This window comes from Enterobacter sp. 5-4, assembly GCF_000612205.1.
GTDB lineage: Bacteria > Pseudomonadota > Gammaproteobacteria > Enterobacterales > Enterobacteriaceae > Enterobacter > Enterobacter roggenkampii.
In genome coordinates this window covers 81,372-102,296 of sequence record NZ_JFHW01000024.1, presented here as the reverse complement: position 1 = coordinate 102,296, position 20,925 = coordinate 81,372, and the positions used below count along the sequence as shown (strand labels likewise).

Annotated in this window: 18 protein-coding genes and 5 tRNA genes; 10 read left to right on the top strand and 13 right to left on the bottom strand. The window is 52.9% G+C overall.

Features of this window, described 5'->3' with window-relative positions:
- The 3 genes from AA74_RS0115965 to AA74_RS0115955 form a co-directional block, all read right to left on the bottom strand.
- Positions 1-58: transfer RNA gene (locus AA74_RS0115965), tRNA-Lys, on the bottom strand.
- 12 nt (positions 59-70) lie between these two features.
- Positions 71-146: transfer RNA gene (locus AA74_RS0115960), tRNA-Val, on the bottom strand.
- A 41-nt stretch (positions 147-187) separates the two neighbouring features.
- Positions 188-263: transfer RNA gene (locus AA74_RS0115955), tRNA-Val, on the bottom strand.
- Positions 264-521: 258 nt separating this feature from the next.
- On the opposite strand from AA74_RS0115955, the gene gltX reads away from it, so the two are divergent.
- Complete coding sequence (gltX, locus tag AA74_RS0115950; RefSeq protein WP_023294239.1) at positions 522-1,937, top strand: glutamate--tRNA ligase; 1,416 nt, start codon at positions 522-524, stop codon at positions 1,935-1,937.
- Between the two features lie 44 nt (positions 1,938-1,981).
- Here the strand turns inward: gltX and AA74_RS0115945 are convergent, their stop codons facing one another.
- Positions 1,982-2,374 (bottom strand): YfeC-like transcriptional regulator, encoded by a 393-nt coding sequence (locus AA74_RS0115945; protein WP_008501594.1) that lies wholly within the window; start codon positions 2,372-2,374, stop codon positions 1,982-1,984.
- Between the two features lies 1 nt (position 2,375).
- On the bottom strand, positions 2,376-2,738 hold the full coding sequence (locus tag AA74_RS0115940; protein WP_008501593.1) for a YfeC-like transcriptional regulator: 363 nt from the start codon (positions 2,736-2,738) through the stop codon (positions 2,376-2,378).
- Between the two features lie 217 nt (positions 2,739-2,955).
- Between AA74_RS0115940 and AA74_RS0115935 the strand changes: the two genes are divergently transcribed.
- The 3 genes from AA74_RS0115935 (at position 2,956) to AA74_RS0115925 (ending at position 5,553) form a co-directional block, all read left to right on the top strand.
- Positions 2,956-3,031: transfer RNA gene (locus AA74_RS0115935), tRNA-Ala, on the top strand.
- A gap of 41 nt (positions 3,032-3,072) precedes the next feature.
- A tRNA-Ala gene (locus AA74_RS0115930) sits at positions 3,073-3,148 on the top strand.
- Positions 3,149-3,363: 215 nt separating this feature from the next.
- Positions 3,364-5,553, top strand: coding sequence for an EAL domain-containing protein (locus AA74_RS0115925; RefSeq protein WP_025912772.1), 2,190 nt, complete (start codon positions 3,364-3,366; stop codon positions 5,551-5,553).
- Positions 5,554-5,597: 44 nt separating this feature from the next.
- Here the strand turns inward: AA74_RS0115925 and AA74_RS0115920 are convergent, their stop codons facing one another.
- Positions 5,598-6,785, bottom strand: a complete 1,188-nt coding sequence (locus AA74_RS0115920; protein ID WP_008501591.1) for a NupC/NupG family nucleoside CNT transporter — start codon at positions 6,783-6,785, stop codon at positions 5,598-5,600.
- 348 nt (positions 6,786-7,133) lie between these two features.
- Here AA74_RS0115920 and AA74_RS0115915 point away from each other — a divergent pair, with 348 nt between their 5' ends.
- Entirely contained in the window at positions 7,134-8,372 is a 1,239-nt protein-coding gene (locus AA74_RS0115915; protein ID WP_008501590.1) for an Nramp family divalent metal transporter, read from the top strand.
- A 32-nt stretch (positions 8,373-8,404) separates the two neighbouring features.
- Here the strand turns inward: AA74_RS0115915 and AA74_RS0115910 are convergent, their stop codons facing one another.
- Positions 8,405-8,746, bottom strand: coding sequence for a DUF2502 domain-containing protein (locus tag AA74_RS0115910; protein ID WP_008501589.1), 342 nt, complete (start codon positions 8,744-8,746; stop codon positions 8,405-8,407).
- Positions 8,747-8,873: 127 nt separating this feature from the next.
- Positions 8,874-9,872 (bottom strand): L-glyceraldehyde 3-phosphate reductase, encoded by a 999-nt coding sequence (gene mgrA, locus AA74_RS0115905; RefSeq protein ID WP_025912771.1) that lies wholly within the window; start codon positions 9,870-9,872, stop codon positions 8,874-8,876.
- Positions 9,873-10,056: 184 nt separating this feature from the next.
- Here mgrA and ipdC point away from each other — a divergent pair, with 184 nt between their 5' ends.
- The gene (gene ipdC, locus AA74_RS0115900) at positions 10,057-11,715 is read left to right on the top strand and encodes an indolepyruvate decarboxylase (RefSeq protein ID WP_025912770.1); all 1,659 of its coding nucleotides are present in this window, start codon (positions 10,057-10,059) and stop codon (positions 11,713-11,715) included.
- Here ipdC and AA74_RS0115895 read toward each other — a convergent pair whose 3' ends face one another.
- Positions 11,716-12,951 (bottom strand): ion channel protein, encoded by a 1,236-nt coding sequence (locus AA74_RS0115895; RefSeq protein ID WP_008501586.1) that lies wholly within the window; start codon positions 12,949-12,951, stop codon positions 11,716-11,718.
- 205 nt (positions 12,952-13,156) lie between these two features.
- Between AA74_RS0115895 and glk the strand changes: the two genes are divergently transcribed.
- Positions 13,157-14,122 (top strand): glucokinase, encoded by a 966-nt coding sequence (glk, locus tag AA74_RS0115890; protein WP_008501585.1) that lies wholly within the window; start codon positions 13,157-13,159, stop codon positions 14,120-14,122.
- A 35-nt stretch (positions 14,123-14,157) separates the two neighbouring features.
- On the opposite strand, the gene AA74_RS0115885 is transcribed toward glk, so the two are convergent.
- A complete protein-coding gene (locus AA74_RS0115885; RefSeq protein ID WP_021241782.1) occupies positions 14,158-14,889 on the bottom strand; it encodes a LytTR family DNA-binding domain-containing protein in 732 nt (243 codons plus the stop codon).
- Positions 14,890-14,892: 3 nt separating this feature from the next.
- Entirely contained in the window at positions 14,893-16,599 is a 1,707-nt protein-coding gene (locus tag AA74_RS0115880) for a sensor histidine kinase (protein WP_032667591.1), read from the bottom strand.
- A 386-nt stretch (positions 16,600-16,985) separates the two neighbouring features.
- Between AA74_RS0115880 and alaC the strand changes: the two genes are divergently transcribed.
- On the top strand, positions 16,986-18,224 hold the full coding sequence (gene alaC / locus AA74_RS0115875; protein ID WP_008501582.1) for an alanine transaminase: 1,239 nt from the start codon (positions 16,986-16,988) through the stop codon (positions 18,222-18,224).
- Positions 18,225-18,276: 52 nt separating this feature from the next.
- Here alaC and ypdK read toward each other — a convergent pair whose 3' ends face one another.
- Entirely contained in the window at positions 18,277-18,348 is a 72-nt protein-coding gene (gene ypdK / locus AA74_RS1000000123455; RefSeq protein WP_099458937.1) for a membrane protein YpdK, read from the bottom strand.
- Positions 18,349-18,705: 357 nt separating this feature from the next.
- Positions 18,706-19,626, bottom strand: coding sequence for a kdo(2)-lipid IV(A) palmitoleoyltransferase (lpxP, locus tag AA74_RS0115870; protein WP_025912768.1), 921 nt, complete (start codon positions 19,624-19,626; stop codon positions 18,706-18,708).
- Between the two features lie 12 nt (positions 19,627-19,638).
- Here lpxP and AA74_RS1000000123630 point away from each other — a divergent pair, with 12 nt between their 5' ends.
- Together AA74_RS1000000123630 and tssB are read left to right on the top strand one after the other, a co-directional pair.
- The gene (locus AA74_RS1000000123630; protein WP_159427010.1) at positions 19,639-19,776 is read left to right on the top strand and encodes a hypothetical protein; all 138 of its coding nucleotides are present in this window, start codon (positions 19,639-19,641) and stop codon (positions 19,774-19,776) included.
- A gap of 639 nt (positions 19,777-20,415) precedes the next feature.
- Positions 20,416-20,913, top strand: a complete 498-nt coding sequence (gene tssB / locus AA74_RS0115865) for a type VI secretion system contractile sheath small subunit (RefSeq protein ID WP_008501580.1) — start codon at positions 20,416-20,418, stop codon at positions 20,911-20,913.
- Positions 20,914-20,925 lie beyond the last annotated feature (12 nt).

Sequence of the window (20,925 nt, the reverse complement as noted above, 5' to 3'; positions counted from 1 at the left end):
TGCAGGATTCGAACCTGCGACCAATTGATTAAAAGTCAACTGCTCTACCAACTGAGCTAACGACCCGAAATGGTGGGCGATGACGGGCTCGAACCGCCGACCCCCTCCGTGTAAAGGAGATGCTCTACCAACTGAGCTAATCGCCCAATCTCAATCCTTATCTACACTGCGAGTCTACCGAAGTAGATGGTGGGTGATGACGGGCTCGAACCGCCGACCCCCTCCGTGTAAAGGAGATGCTCTACCAACTGAGCTAATCACCCCCGCTGTGTGGAGTCGCATTATAGGGAGAGTTGAAAATGAGTCAACGCATTTTCTAAAGTTTTTATTCGTTCGTCGTAAAATTAAGCAAAACGATCGCGAAATGGGCAGTGGCGCATGATTTCTAAACAAAAATCGCAAACTCGGGCCCGATTCAGGGAACAACATTGAGGAATCGCCGCACAGTGATAGAATATTGCCCATTGTTTTTTCCCCAGGATTTGCCGATTACCGGCATCTTTATAACGTAAGGCCATTTCATGAAAATCAAAACTCGCTTCGCGCCGAGCCCGACAGGCTATCTGCACGTCGGTGGTGCACGTACCGCTCTCTATTCCTGGCTTTTCGCACGCCACAACAAAGGTGAGTTCGTGCTGCGTATTGAAGACACCGATCTTGAGCGCTCCACGCCAGAAGCAATTGAAGCCATTATGGATGGGATGAACTGGCTGAACCTGGAATGGGATGAAGGTCCCTACTTCCAGACCAAACGCTTTGACCGCTATAACGCCGTCATTGATGAGATGCTGGTCGCGGGCACGGCGTATAAGTGCTACTGCTCCAAAGAGCGTCTGGATGCGCTGCGTGAAGAGCAGATGGCGAACGGTGAAAAGCCGCGTTATGACGGCCGCTGCCGCCACGACCACAGCGAGCATGCTGCAGATGAGCCTTGCGTTGTGCGTTTTGCTAACCCGCAAGAGGGGTCTGTGATCTTTGACGATCAGATCCGTGGCCCGATCGAATTCAGCAACCAGGAGCTCGACGATCTGATCATCCGTCGTACCGATGGTTCTCCAACCTACAACTTCTGCGTCGTGGTTGACGACTGGGATATGGAAATTACCCACGTTGTGCGCGGTGAAGACCATATCAACAACACGCCACGTCAGATCAACATCCTGAAGGCGCTGAACGCCCCTGTGCCTGTTTATGCGCACGTCTCCATGATCAACGGCGACGACGGGAAAAAGCTGTCTAAACGTCACGGGGCGGTGAGCGTGATGCAGTATCGCGACGACGGCTATCTGCCAGAAGCGCTGCTGAACTATCTGGTGCGTCTGGGCTGGGCTCACGGTGACCAGGAGATCTTCAGCCGCGAAGAGATGATCGAACTGTTCTCTCTCAGCTCTGTCAGCAAATCCGCCAGCGCGTTCAACACCGACAAGCTCCTGTGGCTGAACCATCACTACATCAATACCATGCCGCCAGAATATGTGGCGACGTATCTGCAGTGGCACATTGAGCAGGCAAATATTGATACCCGCACAGGCCCTGAGCTGGCGGATCTGGTGAAACTGCTCGGCGAGCGCTGCAAAACGCTGAAAGAGATTGCTGAAAGCTGCCGCTACTTCTATGAAGAGTTTGATGCGTTTGATGCGGACGCCGCGAAGAAACACCTTCGCCCGGTTGCGCGTCAGCCGCTGGAAGTGGTGCGTGACAAGCTGGCTGCCATTACCGAGTGGACCGCAGAGAATGTGCATCACGCCATTCAGGCGACGGCGGACGAGCTGGAAGTCGGCATGGGTAAAGTCGGTATGCCACTGCGCGTTGCGGTGACCGGTGCGGGTCAGTCTCCGGCGCTGGACGTAACGGTTCATGCTATCGGCAAATCACGCAGCGTAGCGCGCATTAACAAGGCTCTGGACTTTATCGCTGAACGAGAAAATCAGCAGTAATAACGTCTCAGATAAAACAAACGGCAGGGGAACCTGCCGTTTTTTTATGCTTCTTCTTCTGCAATACCCAGACGCTTAAGAAAGCCGTGAATGCCTTCGCGCTTCAGGAAGGTGTCCAGACGCTTCTGCTCTGCTGCAGTCATACTCTCCAGCGTCTCAATTATGCCCGGAAACAGGTTTGCAGAGGGGGCATTGTAGGCGGAGGTGGCCTCCGCGAGATGGTAAACTGCCTGACGGTTGCGAATCGCCGGGAGACTCATGATATGTTCCTTCACGCGCGCATCGATATGAATGAGCCGCGCGCGGCCGCCTTTCACGCCGTTGAGTCCTTCTGTTTTCCAGCCCTGCTGGCGAATCCAGCGATTAACCGTTTGCCTGGCAACGCCCAAACTCTCCGCCAGCTCTTCCGTGGTCATTTTGCTCCGTAATTTTTTCATATCAGTCCCGATCGCGAATCCCTAAACGTTGCAACAATCCGGTGATCCCTTCCCGCAGTAACAGCGATGTCATCTGTTTCTGCTCTTCCGGTGTCATTTCATCAGCCAGCGTCAGGAGTAGGGTGTGAAGCGAACTGTTATGGCTGGTACCTTCTGCCATATCGGACGTTTCGCTTGCCCGACGTGCGCTGCGGATAAAGTCGCGGACTTTTTCGTTCACATGTACCAGTCGCGCTTTCCCGCCCTGAACGCCAGGTTTTGGTGACGTAATCCAACCCTCTTTGCGTACCCATTTATTGATGGTCTGTCGGCTATAGCCAGTGAGCAGGGCTAACTCTTCTGGCGTCATTCGTTCCTTGATCATGCAATTTCCTGAATATCAGTGGGGTTAATTAACGGCTCATTTTATAGCACCGTTTTACATGAAAACGTGACAGGCTTAACTCCTGATTACGAGCACGCTCGCAAAGTGATTCATTTGCATGATTTTTCGGCGATCGAACGGCGGTCATTGATTTTGCCGTTGACACTCCGCAGCGGAATTCATATTATGCCGCCCGTCAACATGACAGCTTTACGATGGGGCTATAGCTCAGCTGGGAGAGCGCTTGCATGGCATGCAAGAGGTCAGCGGTTCGATCCCGCTTAGCTCCACCAAACTCTGAACCCAACAGAGTGCGGTCAGTAAAGTCATATGTGGGGCTATAGCTCAGCTGGGAGAGCGCTTGCATGGCATGCAAGAGGTCAGCGGTTCGATCCCGCTTAGCTCCACCAAAATTGTAAACCCTCGTCAAATGACGAGGGTTTTTTTTATCTGTTTGTAACGCCCGCCACTGGTTTTTGTTATCAAAAAGAAGGTATTCCCATACCTCACCTCAATCGAAATCAATAAACGTGTCTATAAATAGACTTGAACTTGATTCGTGCAATTAATAAACCTATTATCCATCCGGTCAATGATTCAGACGGATAATATACTCATCAGCTTAATGAATAGAAAAACGTACAATAATGTAAAGATATTTATAATTGCCCTGACACTTTGTCTGATTGCGGTACCTGTCTCCCGTTATCTCTCTCCACGCGCAATTGTTAATGGTCATGACGTTTATTTAGCATGGCTGCCGCTCAGCGTGATGCTGGCGGTAATTCTGCTATTTGGGCGCAGGGCTATTTTTCCCATTTTGTTAGGTTTTACTGTCACTAATTTATTCTATATTAATTTAGCGCCGCTACAATATTCAGTTTTGCTGTTCTGTCAGACCTTTGCGTTGTTCGCGGCCTGCGGTCTGCTACGCCTCATGCTGGGCAAGCGCTGGCGCCACTCCATCCCTAACAAGCACATCGGGCTACGTATATTCTGGCTCGGTTTTATTGTGCCATTTGGTATTAAGCTGTCGATGTATATGGCAGGCTATTTGTTTGATTTTCCGGTGACTATCTCAACCTATTTCGGCGAAGGAACGGTAATTTATAATGTTGTGGATATTCAAAGCCTGATATGCGCGGGGCTGATTTTTACCATGATGTTCTATTACCCATTAAGAATGATAATTAATCCTCGTTATGCCGTCACCTTCTGGCGGCGAAGCGTGAAGCCCGTGTTTTATCACAAGAATCCATTATATATTTTTGTCTGGCTGATGCTTTTAGGCGCCATTCTCATCATTTTATGTGGTCCTTTTGAATCACCGGTCATTGCGGGCTATTTGATGCCGCTGATTTTTATTCTTTTTACCCTGGCAATAAGCCGCCTGACCTATGCGTTGATTTCTCTGCTCTGGGCCACCTCAGCGCTCCTGCTGTTGACCTACAACTACAACTTCCTTAACGGGGTCGAATCGGGCCATTCACTCTCCTTTATCCTCTCCGTGCTGATCTCTTTCGCTATCTGCTTGCTTTACATGTCGCGCATTTACCAGCGCAGCGAGTGGCTGAAGCGGGGCTGGCAGGGCAGGGCGCTTACCGATCCCCTTACCGGTTTGCCCAATATTCGTGCGCTGGAAGATTATCTTGAGATTCACCCGGATGCCAAAGTGTGCATTCTGCGCATGGATAACCTGGAGTTTTTGAGCCGCCACTACGGGATTATCATGCGGGTCCACTGCAAACGTACGATCGCCACGTCGCTACAGCCACTTTTGCAGAAAGATGAGACGCTCTTCCAGCTTCCGGGAAGCGAACTGGTGCTGGTATTACTGGGGCCGGGAACCGCCGAGCGGCTCCAGCATATGGTCGATCGGCTGAACAGCCGTAAGATTTTCTGGAACAACACCGGGCTGGATATTGAATTTGGCGCATCCTGGGGAATGGTCGAAAACGGCGAAAAGCTGCATCACACGCTGGGACAGCTGAGCTGGCTGGCAGAGCAGGCCTGCGGAGAGCAAAACGTTCTCGCGCTCACGAATAGCCTTGAGGCGGCATCAGGACAAACGACAGAGCGTGTCCTGATGCTGGCGCGGATTAAGCATGCCCTTGAGGTGGGGCAGTTCCATTTATACGCGCAACCGATCCAGAAGGCGGACGGGAGCGGGTATTACGAAATCCTGGCGCGTATGGAGAGCGAGGGCGAGATCTTCACCCCTGACCGCTTTATTCCGCTGATTGCCCAGTTCAACCTCAGCCATCGGTTTGATATGTGCATTATGGAGAAATTACTGCTGTGGCTGCGCGATCACCCTTCAACACAGGCTGGCACCCGTTTCTCCGTCAATCTGATGCCGCTCACGCTGATGCAAAAAGAGGTGGCGACTGAGATTTGCGCGCTGTTTGAACGGTACGGCGTGGCACCTCAGGCCGTCGTGATTGAGATCACCGAGGAGCAGGCTTTTTCAAATTCAGGCACAAGTATCAACAATATTCAGCAGCTGCGGGATTACGGTTTCCGAATTGCCATAGATGATTTTGGTACTGGCTACGCCAACTACGAGCGCCTCAGACGCCTGCAGGCGGACATCATTAAAATTGACGGCTGCTTTGTGAAAGACATTTGTACAGACGACATGGATGCAATGATCGTCCAGTCGATGTGTAATCTGGCGAAGGCGAAATCGCTGTGCGTCGTCGCGGAATACGTCGAAACGCCGGCCCAGCGGGAGATGCTGCTTCGCTTTGGTGTGGATTACCTGCAGGGATACCTGATAGGCAAACCCAAACCGCTGGAAGAATTGCGGGCATAAAAAAACCGGGAGCCAGGCTCCCGGTTTTTGTTTAACGGTAAACGTTACAGAACCAGTGCCGCGATAGATGCGGACAGGACGCTCACCAGCGTAGAGCCGTAAACCAGCTTCAGGCCAAAGCGAGAAACCACGTTACCCTGCTCTTCGTTCAGACCCTTAATCGCACCGGCGATGATACCGATAGACGAGAAGTTCGCGAAGGAGACCAGGAACACGGACAGAATACCTTCCGCGCGTGGAGAAAGCGTGCTGGCAATTTTCTGCAGATCCATCATCGCAACGAATTCGTTAGAAACCAGTTTGGTTGCCATGATACTGCCCACCTGCAGCGCTTCGTGAGCCGGAACACCCATCACCCATGCAACTGGGTAGAAGATGTAGCCCAGAATGCCCTGGAAGGAGATACCCAGCACCGCGGCGAACAGGGCGTTCAGTGCAGAAATCAGCGCAATGAAGCCGATCAGCATGGCGGCAACGATAATCGCGACTTTGAAACCGGCCAGGATGTATTCACCCAGCATTTCGAAGAAGCTCTGGCCTTCGTGCAGGTTAGACATCTGGATGTTCTCTTCGCTGGCGTCAACGCGGTACGGGTTGATCAGCGACAGAACGATAAAGGTGCTGAACATGTTCAGTACCAGCGCAGCCACCACGTATTTTGGTTCCAGCATGGTCATATACGCGCCCACGATAGACATGGAAACGGTAGACATTGCGGTTGCCGCCATGGTGTACATGCGGTTGCGGGACATCTTGCCGAGAATATCTTTATACGCGATGAAGTTCTCAGACTGACCGAGGATCAGGGAACTGACGGCGTTGAAGGATTCCAGCTTACCCATGCCGTTCACTTTGGATAACAGGAAACCAATTCCACGAATCACGAACGGCAGAACGCGGATGTGCTGCAGAATACCGATCAGCGCGGAGATGAAGACGATAGGGCAGAGAACCTTCAGGAAGAAGAACGCCAGACCTTCGTCGTTCATTTTACCGAAGACAAAGTTGGTCCCTTCATTGGCGAATCCGAGCAGTTTTTCGAACATTTCGGAGAAGCCTTTCACGAAGCCGAGGCCTACGTTGGAGTTCAGGAAGAACCACGCAAGTAAAACTTCAATGACCAGCAGTTGGACAACATAACGAATACGAATTTTTTTGCGGTCTGTGCTGACCAGCAATGCGAGTGCAGTAACGACAACAAGTGCCAGGACAAAATGAAGGACGCGGTCCATATTTGCTCCAAATATGAGGCAGGTTTAATTTTCGTGCACATTCTATGTAACAAGCGAAAAGAAAACGAGATCGAGGACACACTATAGTTACATCCTGTGACGAGTCTCAAAAATAGTGATCCACAATACATTTTTGTTATGTTAGGTAAATGAGTGAAAAGTTAAGTTTGTGTGCTAGTCTTCACAAAAGCATGCGCGATTTCAGTTTCAGTTAGATCGCCCCACTTACCCGCCCGTCTATCGTTCAAAGCTATCAGAGAAATCACTGCAAACTTCATAAATGATCTTGATAATCATTCTCATTTTGATAGCATTAAACATAGCAAAGGCTATATTTCAGAGGCAGAAATGACAAACAGTCGCGTAGAGGGTAGCAGTGGCAGAGCAGCGCGCAAGTTGCGGTTCGCATTAATGGGACCTGCGTTCATCGCTGCCATTGGTTATATCGATCCAGGTAACTTTGCGACCAATATTCAGGCCGGGGCCAGCTTCGGTTATAAGCTGCTCTGGGTGGTCGTCTGGGCAAACCTGATGGCAATGCTGATCCAGATGCTCTCCGCAAAGCTGGGGATTGCGACGGGCAAAAACCTGGCGGAGCAAATTCGCGACCATTATCCGCGTCCCGCGGTCTGGCTCTACTGGGTTCAGGCTGAAATCATCGCCATGGCCACTGACCTTGCTGAATTTATCGGCGCAGCGATCGGCTTTAAGCTGATTCTGGGTGTGTCGCTATTGCAGGGGGCGGTCCTCACCGGGATTGCCACGTTCCTGATCCTGATGCTGCAGCGTCGGGGTCAAAAGCCGCTGGAGAAGGTCATTGGCGGTCTGCTGCTGTTTGTCGCGGCGGCCTATATCGTTGAGCTAATCTTCTCACAGCCGAATCTGGCGCAGCTCGGTAAAGGAATGGCGATCCCAAGCCTGCCGACCTCGGAAGCGGTGTTCCTGGCCGCCGGGGTGCTGGGGGCGACCATCATGCCGCATGTGATCTATCTCCACTCCTCGCTGACTCAGCATCTCCACGGTGGGACGCGTAAAGAACGTTACTCCGCCACCAAGTGGGACGTGGCGATCGCCATGACCATCGCGGGGTTTGTCAATCTGGCGATGATGGCTACTGCAGCCGCAGCTTTCCACTTTAACGGTCATACCGGTATTGCCGATCTCGACCAGGCGTATCTCACGCTGGAGCCGTTGCTGAGCCATGCTGCCGCCACGATATTTGGCCTTAGCCTGGTGGCTGCTGGTCTCTCTTCTACGGTGGTGGGTACGCTGGCAGGCCAGGTGGTGATGCAGGGGTTTGTCCGGTTCCATATTCCGCTGTGGGTTCGTCGTTCCGTCACCATGCTGCCGTCATTTGTGGTGATTCTGATGGGACTCGACCCAACGCGAATTCTGGTCATGAGCCAGGTGCTGCTGAGTTTTGGTATTGCGCTGGCGCTGGTGCCGCTGCTGATCTTTACCAGCAACAAAACTCTGATGGGCGAGCTGGTCAACTCAACGCTGGTGAAACGAACCGGGTGGGCCATCGTGGTGGTGGTCGTGGCGCTGAACCTGTGGTTGTTAGTGGGAACCGCGCTGGGTCTTTAACATAAAAAGGAGCCGTGGAGGCTCCTTTTTGATTAGTGATGATGGCCGTGACCATGACCTTTGCCGCGACCCCAGCCGCCGCGACGGTCGTCACGATCGTTCCAGCCTTCACGGTAACCGCGCTCATAGGCGCTGTCTTTATACCAGCCGCGGTGTCTGCCGTTATCATGTTTCCACCAGCGATCGCCGCGCCACTCATAGTGACGATGCCAGTAATCACGGTCGCGCCAGTAGCCACCGTCCCAGTATCTGCCGTAGTCGTCACGATCGCCAATTTGTAATTTTACTGATGGCAACAGGGTGATTTCGCCCGCAGTGGCGATCAGCGGCGCCGAAGCCAGTAATACCGCTGCAAGAATCAGTGACCTGAACATACTCTTTCTCCTTCACGATCGGGGCCTTTGTTGGGCCTGTTAACGCAATTTTACGAGTTGGTAAAGCGCCGTATCATCGCCTCAACTCCGAATTCCTGGGTGAGAGCACTTTTTGCTAAAAGTGATGTTATATTGAGCTGCTCAGGATCGCGTCTATACGGGCCAACTCTTCTGCAGAGAAATGGCGGTTTGCCAGCATCCCCACGGCGTCATCAATCTGAGCCGCTTTACTTGCCCCAATCAGCACCGACGTCACGTCCTCATGGCGTAATACCCAGGCCAGCGCCATCTGGGACAGCTTCTGGCCGCGACTTTCTGCCAGGGCATTCAGCTTCCTGACTTTCTCCAGCTTCTCTTCGGTGAGCTGATCGGGTTTAAGGAACTGACTGCCGCTTGCCGCGCGTGAGTCTGCGGGGATGCCGTTCAGATAGCGATTGGTCAGTTGCCCGCCGGCCAGCGGCGAGAAGGGAATACAGCCGACTCCTTTTTCCTGCAACACGTCCAGCAGCCCCGCTTCCGGCGCACGTTCAAAGAGGGAGTATTTCGGCTGGTGGATCAGGCAGGGCGTCCCGAGGTCATTAAGGATATCAATCGCCTGGCGAGCCAGAACAGCCGGGTAGTTGGATAATCCGACATACAAAGCCTTCCCCTGACGCACCGCATGGTCAAGCGCTTTCATGGTTTCCTGCAGCGGCGTTTGAGGGTCTGGCCGGTGATGATAGAAGATATCTACATACTCCAGCCCCGTGCGCTTCAGGCTTTGATCGAGGCTTGCCAGCAGATATTTACGTGACCCCCAGTCGCCGTAAGGCCCCTCCCACATGGTATAACCCGCTTTGGTGGAGATGATTAGCTCGTCGCGCCAGGGCAGGAAATCCTCCTGCAAAATACGTCCGAAATTACGTTCGGCCGATCCGGGGGGCGGGCCATAGTTGTTGGCAAGGTCGAAATGCGTAATGCCCAGATCGAACGCACGCTGTAAAAGTTGACGGCTGTTTTCGATAAGGGTGGTGTCACCAAAGTTATGCCACAGCCCAAGTGAGATGGCAGGCAACCTGAGTCCGCTTCGCCCGCAGCGGCGATACTCCATTGTCCTGTAACGATTTTTGTCCGGCTGATAACCCATTTTCGTGACCTCTGGCGCTGAAGTGAAAAATCAGTGTATGCGTTTACATTTTCGTGAAAAAAGCAGCATAGCGCAGCTTTTTTTGTAAAGCATTCTTTCCATGCCCTTCTTATCACCAATTCTGGACAGCCATCACGCTTATTTAATACTCAAGGTGAGGTCAACATTAGAAGGATACCTGTTCATGCGTACCCCATACTGCGTCGCCGATTACCTGCTGGACCGTCTTACTGATTGTGGAGCCGATCATCTGTTTGGCGTGCCGGGCGACTATAACCTGCAGTTTCTCGACCATGTGATAGACAGCCCGGATATCTGCTGGGTGGGCTGTGCCAACGAGTTAAACGCTTCTTATGCCGCTGACGGATACGCCCGATGTAAGGGCTTTGCCGCGCTGCTGACGACATTTGGCGTAGGAGAGTTAAGCGCCATGAACGGCATTGCGGGCAGCTTCGCCGAGCACGTTCCGGTCTTGCATATTGTAGGGGCACCGGGTACGGCATCACAGCAAAGAGGGGAGCTGCTGCACCACACGCTTGGCGACGGTGAGTTTCGTCATTTTTATCATATGAGCGAGCCGATCACTGCTGCACAGGCGATCCTGACCGAACAAAACGCCTGTTATGAAATCGACCGGGTGTTAACGACAATGCTCCGGGAGCGTCGCCCCGGCTATCTGATGTTGCCTGCCGATGTGGCAAAAAAGGCCGCCACTCCCCCTGTAAACGCTCTCACGCTCAGGCATCCACATGCCGATAGTGCCTGCCTGAAAGCGTTCCGGGACGCCGCAGAAAACAAGCTTGCCAGGAGCAAGCGTATTGCGCTGCTGGCCGATTTCCTTGTCCTGCGCCACGGCCTGAAGCATGCGCTACAAAAATGGGTCAAAGACGTGCCGATGGCACACGCCACCATGCTGATGGGAAAAGGGATCTTTGACGAACGTCACGCCGGATTTTATGGCACCTACAGCGGTTCAGCGAGCGCAGGTGCGGTAAAAGAGGCGATTGAAGGGGCGGATACCGTACTGTGCATCGGCACGCGATTTACCGATACCCTGACAGCCGGCTTCACGCATCAGCTCACCCCGGCACAAACGATAGAAGTTCAGCCTCATGCCTCACGCGTGGGTGATCTCTGGTTTACCGGCATCCCTATGCTTCAGGCAATCGAAACGCTGGTAGAACTGTGCAAACAGCACGTGCACGAGACGCCCGCGCAGTCCTCTCAAAGCGCGATGGCCTACCCGCAGCCGGATGGCTCGCTGACGCAGGCGAATTTCTGGCAAACGTTGCAGACGTTTATTCGTCCGGGAGACATCATTCTTGCGGATCAGGGCACCTCGGCCTTCGGCGCGATCGACCTTCGTCTGCCGGCTGACGTGAATTTTATCGTCCAGCCGTTGTGGGGATCGATTGGCTATACGCTAGCGGCAGCATTTGGCGCGCAAACGGCCTGCCCGAACCGGCGCGTGATTGTCCTGACGGGGGATGGCGCGGCGCAACTTACTATCCAGGAGCTTGGCTCGATGCTGCGGGATAAACAACACCCCATCATTCTGGTCCTGAACAACGAAGGGTACACGGTGGAAAGAGCGATCCACGGGCCTGAGCAGCGTTACAACGACATTGCGCTATGGAACTGGACGCAAATCCCGCAGGCCCTGAGCCTTGATCCTCAGGCCCAGTGCTGGCGGGTCAGTGAAGCGGAGCAGCTGGCGGACGTCCTTGAGAAAGTGGCGCACCACGAGCGGCTCTCGCTGATTGAGGTGATGCTGCCGAAAGCCGATATCCCTCCGCTGCTGGGGGCGATCACCAAAGCGCTGGAAGCGCGCAACAGCGCCTGATTATTTGTCGTTTCGCCAGGCCATCATCATCGGTTTGCCCGCCAGCAGGAGCCAGGCGGGCAACATCACGATGCAAAGTAACGGGATGAGGGTGGTATCCGGTACCACCACGGCGGCCATGAAGAGGCTCAGCCAGGCATCGCGCGTGACCACCAGCACCAGCCCCAGAATCGAGCAGGAAACGGTAATCGCAGCCGGAACGGCATCGACATGCTCGTGCAGCATCAGCCCCAGCGCGACGCCGACAAAGACCGCCGGGAAGATGCGTCCACCACGGAAACCGCAGGCGGCCGCCACCACCAGCGCTGCCAGCTTGATCACGGCAAACAGCAGATAGTCGGAGACGCTAAACACCTGGCTGAAGGCCAGCTGCTGCATCTCGTCCAGTCCTTTAAACAGCGTCACCGGCCCGCCGATCGTACCTAAAATACCCAGAATCAAACCGCCAGCCCCCAGAATCAGCACCGGGTGTTTGAGTCTGTGCATCAGCCGGTGCAGGCGTGGAAGACACCATACTGCCACCATGCCCAGCGCAATGGCGATGGCGGCGACGATGGCACCGCTGAAAATATCGGCGATTTGCATCTGGCCGTAGTGGGGGAGAGAGAGTGAAAAATGGGGATGGAAAAACAGGCTGGTCGTCAACGCTCCGGCGGCTGCGGCCATCAGTGGGGCAAAGAGCTTGTCCCAGAGTGGGACATCGTTGTTACTGCTGAGCGTCTGAGAAAAGATCAGTGCCGCCGCAACGGGCGTGCCGAAGAGCGCCCCGATGGTGCCTGCGGAGGCGAGAATGGTCCAGTCCAGCGCGCCAACGCGGGGCAAAATGCGTGAACCAAGAAAAACCGCCAGGCCAATGTTCACGGCCATAATCGGATGCTCAGGTCCCAGACTAACGCCTCCAGCCAGACCGATAATCAGCGCAATGATTAGCCCTGGCAACGCCGAGGGGGCCACCGGGGCACCGATCAACGGTTCCAGTGCCGGATCGGGGCCGGCATGGCCGGGACTGAAACGGATCACCAGGCCCACCGCAATACCGGTTAACGTCAGCATCCCAACGATCCACGCAGGAGAGTCAGCGGTGACGCCCAGCCCTGCAGGAAGCGCGTTCCATAATAGTGTTTGCAGCACCGACGCGACTTTCATCACGACAATAAGGACCAGACTTGAAACCACGCCTATGATGAGCGCCGGAATTGCCAGCAACAGCATGGTTCTGGCTCGCGGGTGAAGCATGATGATTTCCTTGTACAAAACGGTATTACGTTACTTTGCACATTAAGCCTTATGGCAATAGTGCAAAAGGTGCTGAAACGGTAAAGTTATTCTGTGACGAAGATCGATAATCCATGGGCATTCACCTTCCGGTCGTTGTTGTTATCACGCCTTGAATTTACAGTGTCCCAAAGATTTATTCTGACTTTAGCGGAGCAGTAGAAGAATGACAAAGTATGCTTTGGTAGGCGATGTGGGCGGCACGAATGCGCGCCTTGCATTATGCGATGTAAATAGCGGTGAAATTTCCCGGGCGAAAACCTATTCCGGTCTCGATTATCCAAGCCTTGAGGCCGTTGTCCGCGTCTATCTGGAGGAGCATCAGATAAGCGTCGAAGATGGCTGCATCGCCATTGCCTGCCCGATAACCGGCGACTGGGTCGCCATGACCAACCATACCTGGGCATTCTCCATCGCCGAGATGAAAAAAAACCTCGGCTTTGCGCATCTTGAAATCATCAATGACTTTACCGCGGTGTCCATGGCGATCCCGATGCTGAAGCCTGAGCATCTGATCCAGTTTGGCGGCGCTGAACCGGTCGAAGGTAAGCCGATTGCGGTTTACGGGGCCGGTACCGGGCTGGGCGTTTCACATCTGGTGCATGTCGCTCAGCGCTGGGTGAGCCTGCCGGGTGAAGGCGGCCACGTGGACTTTGCGCCAAACAGCGAAGAAGAGGGCATTATCCTCGAAGAGTTACGCGCGGAGATCGGCCACGTCTCCGCCGAGCGCGTCCTTTCAGGACCGGGGCTGGTGAACCTGTACCGGGCGATTGTGAAATCGGACGGTCGTCTGCCGGAAAATCTGCAGCCGAAAGACGTCACCGAACGCGCGCTGGCGGACAGCTGCATTGACTGCCGTCGTGCCCTGTCGCTGTTCTGCGTGATCATGGGGCGCTTCGGCGGCAATCTGGCGCTGACGCTGGGTACCTTCGGAGGCGTTTATATCGCGGGCGGCATTGTGCCGCGCTTCCTGGAGTTCTTTAAAGCCTCCGGCTTCCGCGGCGGGTTTGAGGATAAAGGGCGCTTCAGAAGCTACGTGCAGGACATTCCGGTTTATCTGATCGTGCATGATAATCCAGGCCTGCTGGGGTCGGGTGCCCACCTGCGTCAGGTTCTCGGTCAAATCCTCTGACGCATAGCCCTCTCCCGCAGGAGAGGGCTTTTTCGTTACAAGTGCATGAGCTGGCGGAATTCTTTCACCTTGCTGCGGCTCACCGGCACCTGAAAATCCAGATCCTTCAGACGCAAAATATAGGTGTTGTTAAACCACGGTTCGATCTCGCGGATCTTGTTTAAATTGACGCAGAACGAGCGGTGGCAGCGGAAAAAGTGCGACGCAGGCAGCTTGCTGCAAAACTCGGTGATGTTCATCGCCATCACGTAAGATTCCCGCCGCGTATAGACAAACGTCATCTTTTCATGGGCTTCGGCATAGTAGATATCATTGACCGGCGTCACGATGATGCGCTCATCTTTGACCAGATTAATGGTGTCGTTTTCCCGTACCGTTGGGCTGGCGTTTGCAGGGGCGGTCTGCTGCTGCCACGCGGCCTCCAGCTTTTGCAGCATGCTGACAATCCGCGACTCCTGGTAAGGCTTAAGGATATAGTCAAATGCCTCCAGCTCGAAGGCCTCTACGGCGTGCTCTTTCCAGGCGGTCACGAACACAATAAACGGCTTATGGGCAAACTGATTGATGTTTTGCGCCAGCAATACGCCATCCAGCGACGGAATATTGATGTCCAGGAAGATGGCATCGACCCGGTTATGCTGCAGAAACTTCAGCACGTCCAGACCGTCATCAAAGGTACCCACAATTTCCATCTGGCTGTGGGTGTTGATAAGCCAGGTTAGCTCCTGTTGAGCCAGAATTTCATCTTCTACGATGATGACTTTCATGGGTTACTCCACCTGGGGCAACAGTGATGTTGCCGAATGAACGGGAGAGCGCTCGTTCGGGACGTAAAACGCAATTTCGGTGCCCGGTTCAAGACGCTGAATATTCAGCCCGTCGCCGTAAAGCAGCTTGACCCGGTGGTGCACGTTCAGCAGGCCGATTTTATTTCCGGGCATCTCGTTAGACTCCACCCGCTCAATGACTTTAGGATCAATTCCGTGGCCGGTATCGCGCACGGCAATACGTACGCGGTTGCCGCTTTCGGTGACGCTGATGGTGACGACGCCTTTGCCTTTACACGGCTGAATGCCGTGAACAATCGCGTTTTCGACCAGCGGCTGGATAAGCAGGCTTGGGATCACGCAGTTGACCTCTTCATCAATATCGTAAATGACCGTGAGCTTGTCACCAAAGCGCGCCTGCTCAATCGCGATGTAGTCTTTAATCTGATACAGCTCTTTTTTGATGTCGATCTGCTCGTCATCTTTCAGCTCGATGTTGTAGCGCAGATAGCGCGACAGGTTAAAAATCAGCTGGCGCGCGGTGTCCGGATTAAGACGAATGGACGAGGAGATCGCGTTCAGCGCGTTAAACAGGAAATGGGGATTGATTTTGCTCTGCAGCGCGCGCAGCTCTGCCTTATTTGCCATCTCACGCAGTTGTTCCGCCCGGGATACTTCCAGCTGGGTGGAGATAATCTGCGACAGGCCGATGGCCATCTCCTGCAGCGTGGAGGTGATCTGATGCGCGTGGCAGTAATAAATTTTCAGCGTGCCCGTCACGACGCCTTTCTCCCACAGCGGAATCACCAGCATGGAGTGGATTTCCGGCGTTCGGTGGGCTTCATCATTGTTTTTAATAATGATTTTACCGTAGTTAATGGCCTGTCGGGTGGTTGGGCTGATGGTGTCATCATTATCGCGATAGTTGTGCTCCCCGACGCCAACGTAGGCCAGCACGTGGTCAATATTGGTGATGGCGACAGCGTCAGCGTGGATGTCATGGCGAATGATTTCGCAGACCTGACGCAACGACTCCGCGTTAACGTGGCGGAAGAGAGGCAGCGTTTTGTTGGCGATATCCAGCGCCAGCTTGGCCTGACGGGCGGCGCTGGCCTCTTTTTCCCCTTCAACGCTTTGCACCAGCAGCACGATAAAGCCGATGCACACGCTGCCCAGGATCATCGGAATACCGATTTTCGAGACGATATCCAGCCCAAGTTCGGTGGTCGGGGCCCAGACGACGACCAGGATCATGGTCAGCGTTTCGCACACCATGCCCGCCACGATCCCGGCGCGCCAGCGCTGTTTTTTCGGGATTTTGCGGCTGATCCAGCCGGAGAGCACCCCGGCAATAATGCTGGTGATAAAGCAGGGCACCGCCGTGACGCCTCCGATGTCAATCAGGTAGCGATGGGTTCCGGCAATCACGCCGGTGATGACACCCACCCACGGGCCAAACAAAATTCCGCCGGACATCACGGCGATAATGCGCACGTTAACCAGCGAACCCTCTACCGGCACGCCAGACCAGGTGCTGAACAGGGCGAACAGCGAAAAGATGGCGGTAACGGCCAGCAGCTCTTTTGGCGAGTGTGCGGATTTGTGCAATAGCTCGCGAAACAGGCGAATGCGAATGAGGAAAAACAGGCAAATCAGCATTAATGCCGCACGGTCAAAAACCGCCAGCAGCATAGTGAATATTTCGTGCACGAGTAGACCTGGGAAAACGGGAAAGAACCATGATAAAAAACCTGGGGCGTGTTGACCAGCTATCCGTCAGGTTTATCAAATGAGGAAAAACCATAATTTCTAAAGGGGATTGTCTGTCAGTAACGGACACGTCCTGATTTTTTATAGCCTGCGTATCGTCAGGTAACCGTTTTGATATCATCTTGTTAAATAACAGCTATCAGAAAGCCAACCCTGAAACAGGGGCTTCCGCTTTTCGGCACAGCCGGGTTCCGGTTTTCAGGCGATCGCTTTTTTTTCACTTCCCTCTCGACAGCGTGATTTTTTTCAGGTTATTTTCTAAGCACGCCACATCGGTGGCAGCGTCGCTCGGACGGTCCGGGCGCTAACGTTAATCTGAGGAATCTATGGCTGAATTCAGTCCTGAACGCCGTTTTACGCGTATCGATCGTCTCCCCCCTTATGTTTTCAATATCACCGCTGAACTGAAGATGGCTGCGCGTCGGCGCGGCGAAGATATTATTGATTTCAGCATGGGTAACCCTGACGGCCCAACACCACCGCATATCGTTGAAAAACTCTGCACGGTTGCCCAGCGTCCGGATACGCACGGCTACTCGACCTCCCGCGGTATTCCCAGATTACGTCGCGCGATCTCGCGCTGGTATCAGGATCGCTATCAGGTTGATATCGATCCGGAAAGTGAAGCGATTGTGACCATCGGCTCGAAAGAGGGGCTGGCACACCTGATGCTGGCTACGCTGGATCATGGCGATACGGTGCTGGTACCGAATCCCAGCTACCCAATCCACATCTACGGTGCGGTGATTGCCGGGGCGCAGGTCCGTTCGGTTCCGCTGGTGGAAGGGGTCGATTTCTTTAACGAACTGGAACGTGCGATTCGCGAAAGCTATCCGAAACCGAAGATGATGATCCTCGGTTTCCCGTCGAACCCAACGGCCCAGTGCGTGGAGCTCGATTTCTTCGAGAAAGTGGTCGCGCTGGCGAAGCGTTATGACGTGCTGGTGGTTCACGATTTAGCCTATGCCGACATCGTGTATGATGGCTGGAAAGCGCCATCTATTATGCAGGTCCCGGGCGCGCGTGACGTGGCGGTAGAGTTCTTCACCCTGTCGAAAAGCTACAACATGGCGGGCTGGCGTATTGGCTTTATGGTGGGTAACAAAACGCTGGTGAGTGCACTGGCGCGAATTAAGAGTTATCACGACTACGGCACCTTCACGCCGCTGCAGGTTGCGGCTATCGCTGCTCTTGAGGGCGACCAGCAGTGCGTCCACGAGATTGCCGCTCAGTATAAGCGCCGCCGTGACGTGCTGGTAAAAGGCTTGCATGAAGCCGGCTGGATGGTGGAAATGCCGAAGGCGTCCATGTACGTCTGGGCGAAAATTCCGGAACCGTACGCGGCGATGGGATCGCTGGAGTTTGCCAAAAAGCTGCTCCAGGATGCGAAGGTGTGCGTATCACCGGGCATTGGCTTTGGTGATTATGGCGACACCCATGTGCGATTTGCCCTGATTGAAAACAGCGACCGCATTCGTCAGGCGGTGAGGGGCATCAAGAGTATGTTCCGGGCCGACGGGCTTCTCTCCTCGAAGAGCGTGGCTGAAAATCCCGCGTCATCATGACATAAAAAAACAGGAGCCAATGGCTCCTGTTTTTTTGACTGCATGTTCTTCACTAGATCATCAGGGCAAAGGTTCCGGCCCAGACTAAAACAATCACCGAAATGCCCATAAAGAAATATTTCACGTTTCATCGCTCCGCGTATCTTGTGGTACGCATTTAAAAACAGAGTCCACCTGATTATAGAGAACTGAAATCCGGTCAAAGCGGAAATGAGAATTTTCCCGTTTCGCCGCTGACTCCAGCTCAGAATTCTGTGCTTTCCTGTTGCCAGACGGCGCTAATGTACGCCTAAAAATGAGGGGTGACAAGAGGGATTTTTTTAAATAATTTCCGTCACTTACGAGTGTCGTGGAACGGCGACAGTTTGATTTCGCATCGCAATAAATTCACTTTGGGCGACGCAATGAAAAACGGTTTCTTAACGGATGACAGGTGATTGAAAAGGTTAGTTTCTTAGCGAAACTAACCTTTCTGAAGAGCTTAAATATAGAGCGAGGCTTCGCCAATAGGGCGGGTTTTGAAACGACGATGCATCCACAGATACTGCTCTGGCGCACGCATGATTTCAGTTTCGATGACTTTATTGATAAACGCCGCGGCTTCGCACTCGTTTTCAGGATAGTTAGCCATCTCAGGAGAGATGTGCAGACGATAGCCTGATTTATCTGCTTTTCTCACCATCGTCACGGTCAGCATGGAAGCGCCCGACAAACGAGAAATGACAAAGGTGCCGTTGGTCGTCGCAACATCTTTAACCGCAAAGAAAGGCGCAAAGCTGCTGCCTTTACGTCCATAATCCTGATCGGGGGCAAACCAGACGGCTTCACCTTTCTTCAGAGCCCCGACCATACCGCGCAGGTTATTACGGCTGATCATCGCCTTATTCGAACGCATGCGGCCACGCGTTTGTACCCACTCCATCAGCGGACTGTTGTGTGGTCGATAGGTCGCCATCATTGGCTGGCACAGACCCATCACGCGGCCACCCAGTTCCAGCGACATAAAGTGAACGCCGACGACCATCACGCCGCGTTTTTGCATCTGCGCGCGTTTAAGGTTATCCAGCCCTTCCACGTCAAACCACTTGCGGACGCGCTCATCCGGCCAGAACCAGGCCATGCCGGTTTCAAGCAGTGCCATGCCGATAGACTTGAAGTTTTCAGCAATGAGTTTCTCGCGCTCTTCGGCATTGTAATGCGGAAAGCAAAGCTCAATATTTTTACGCGCGATGGATTCGCGGCGTTTCAGGAAGAAGCGGGAAGCGCTGCCCAGTTTCGACCCCAGCAAACGCAGGACAGGGTACGGAAGTTGAACCAGCAGCCAGAGAACGCCAAGACCAAACCATGTAAACCAGTAACGCGGGTGTAAAAACGCGCGTTGAAATTTGGATTGAGACAAAATAGTAAAACCTATGTGAAGCCTGTAAAGGTAGCGCAGAGTTTGCGATACGACGTGCCGATAAGACCGTTCTTCAAGGTGATGGTTGCAGGCTTTACCGAACTTTACGGCGTTGCCTGGCCACTGCTGATTTGGGCGGGCGGCGTAATGTAGCACCGTTATACGATATGTGCTATTACTCGTTTTTGATTAAAAAAGCGGCAGTTAAGGAGGTGCTTGATTTTACAGATTTTATAGAAAGTCGCATTGAAAGCGTTTTTCCTGACTGAGCGGAGAGCAGAAGCCCTGGCGATCGGATGGAAGACGTAACGAAAAAGAATGGCATTGTTGAGTTACGGCAAATTAATTATTTCTCGTTTATTTCTTCCTTGCCTAATAAATAAGAATTTTCTTTGTGAAAAATCTTATTTATTATTCATATCCTCAATGGAATAGTCGTCTTTTATCACCCACTTTTCTCTTCTTTTAATCGTACTGCAATAAAATATTGCAGTTCTTTCTTGTTTTTTGACATAGTGCCGTGATGCAAATCAAAATAAGATGTTTTTATTAATATCTCTCTGGCTGCAATCCCTTCGGCGATACAAATATTCGATTTGTGAGAAAAGAGTAGTTTCTTTTTCTGAGTTGATTGAGCAATTTGCGATAATGTCTTAGTGGAAAATTCTTAAGAAAATTCTTGTATCGGATAAATGATCTGTGTATTTGATTTTGTTCCGATCATTATTCTATTATTGCGCATCAAGAACGATACCGTGAAGTTGGCATAGCAAAACAAAGAGGGATGATTAGATGGCTGACAGTTTTCAGAACGAGGTGCCTAAGGCACGTATTAACCTGAAGCTTGACCTGCATACTGGCGGAGCAAGCAAGAAAATGGAATTACCCTTGAAATTGCTTGTTACGGGTGATTTCAGCAACGGGCAGGAATCTGCGACAATATCTGAGCGTGAAAAGATTAACATCACCAAAAATAATTTTGATAGCGTTCTTTCCGAATATTCCCCAAAAGTTAACCTGGCCGTAAAAAATACACTGTCTGACGATGGTGGTGAAGACAACATTCAGCTGACTTTCCAGAGCATGAAAGATTTCACGCCAGAGCAGGTGGCTGCCCAAATTCCGCAGCTGAAGGCGATGCTGGCGATGCGCAACTTGCTTCGCGATCTCAAAGCTAACCTGTTGGATAACCAGACTTTCCGAAAAGAGCTGGAAAAAATCGTTGTTGACCAGTCGCTTAGTGCTGAGTTGCGAAATGAACTGTCCGCACTGGCTTCAAAACAACCTTAACCATCATGCTGT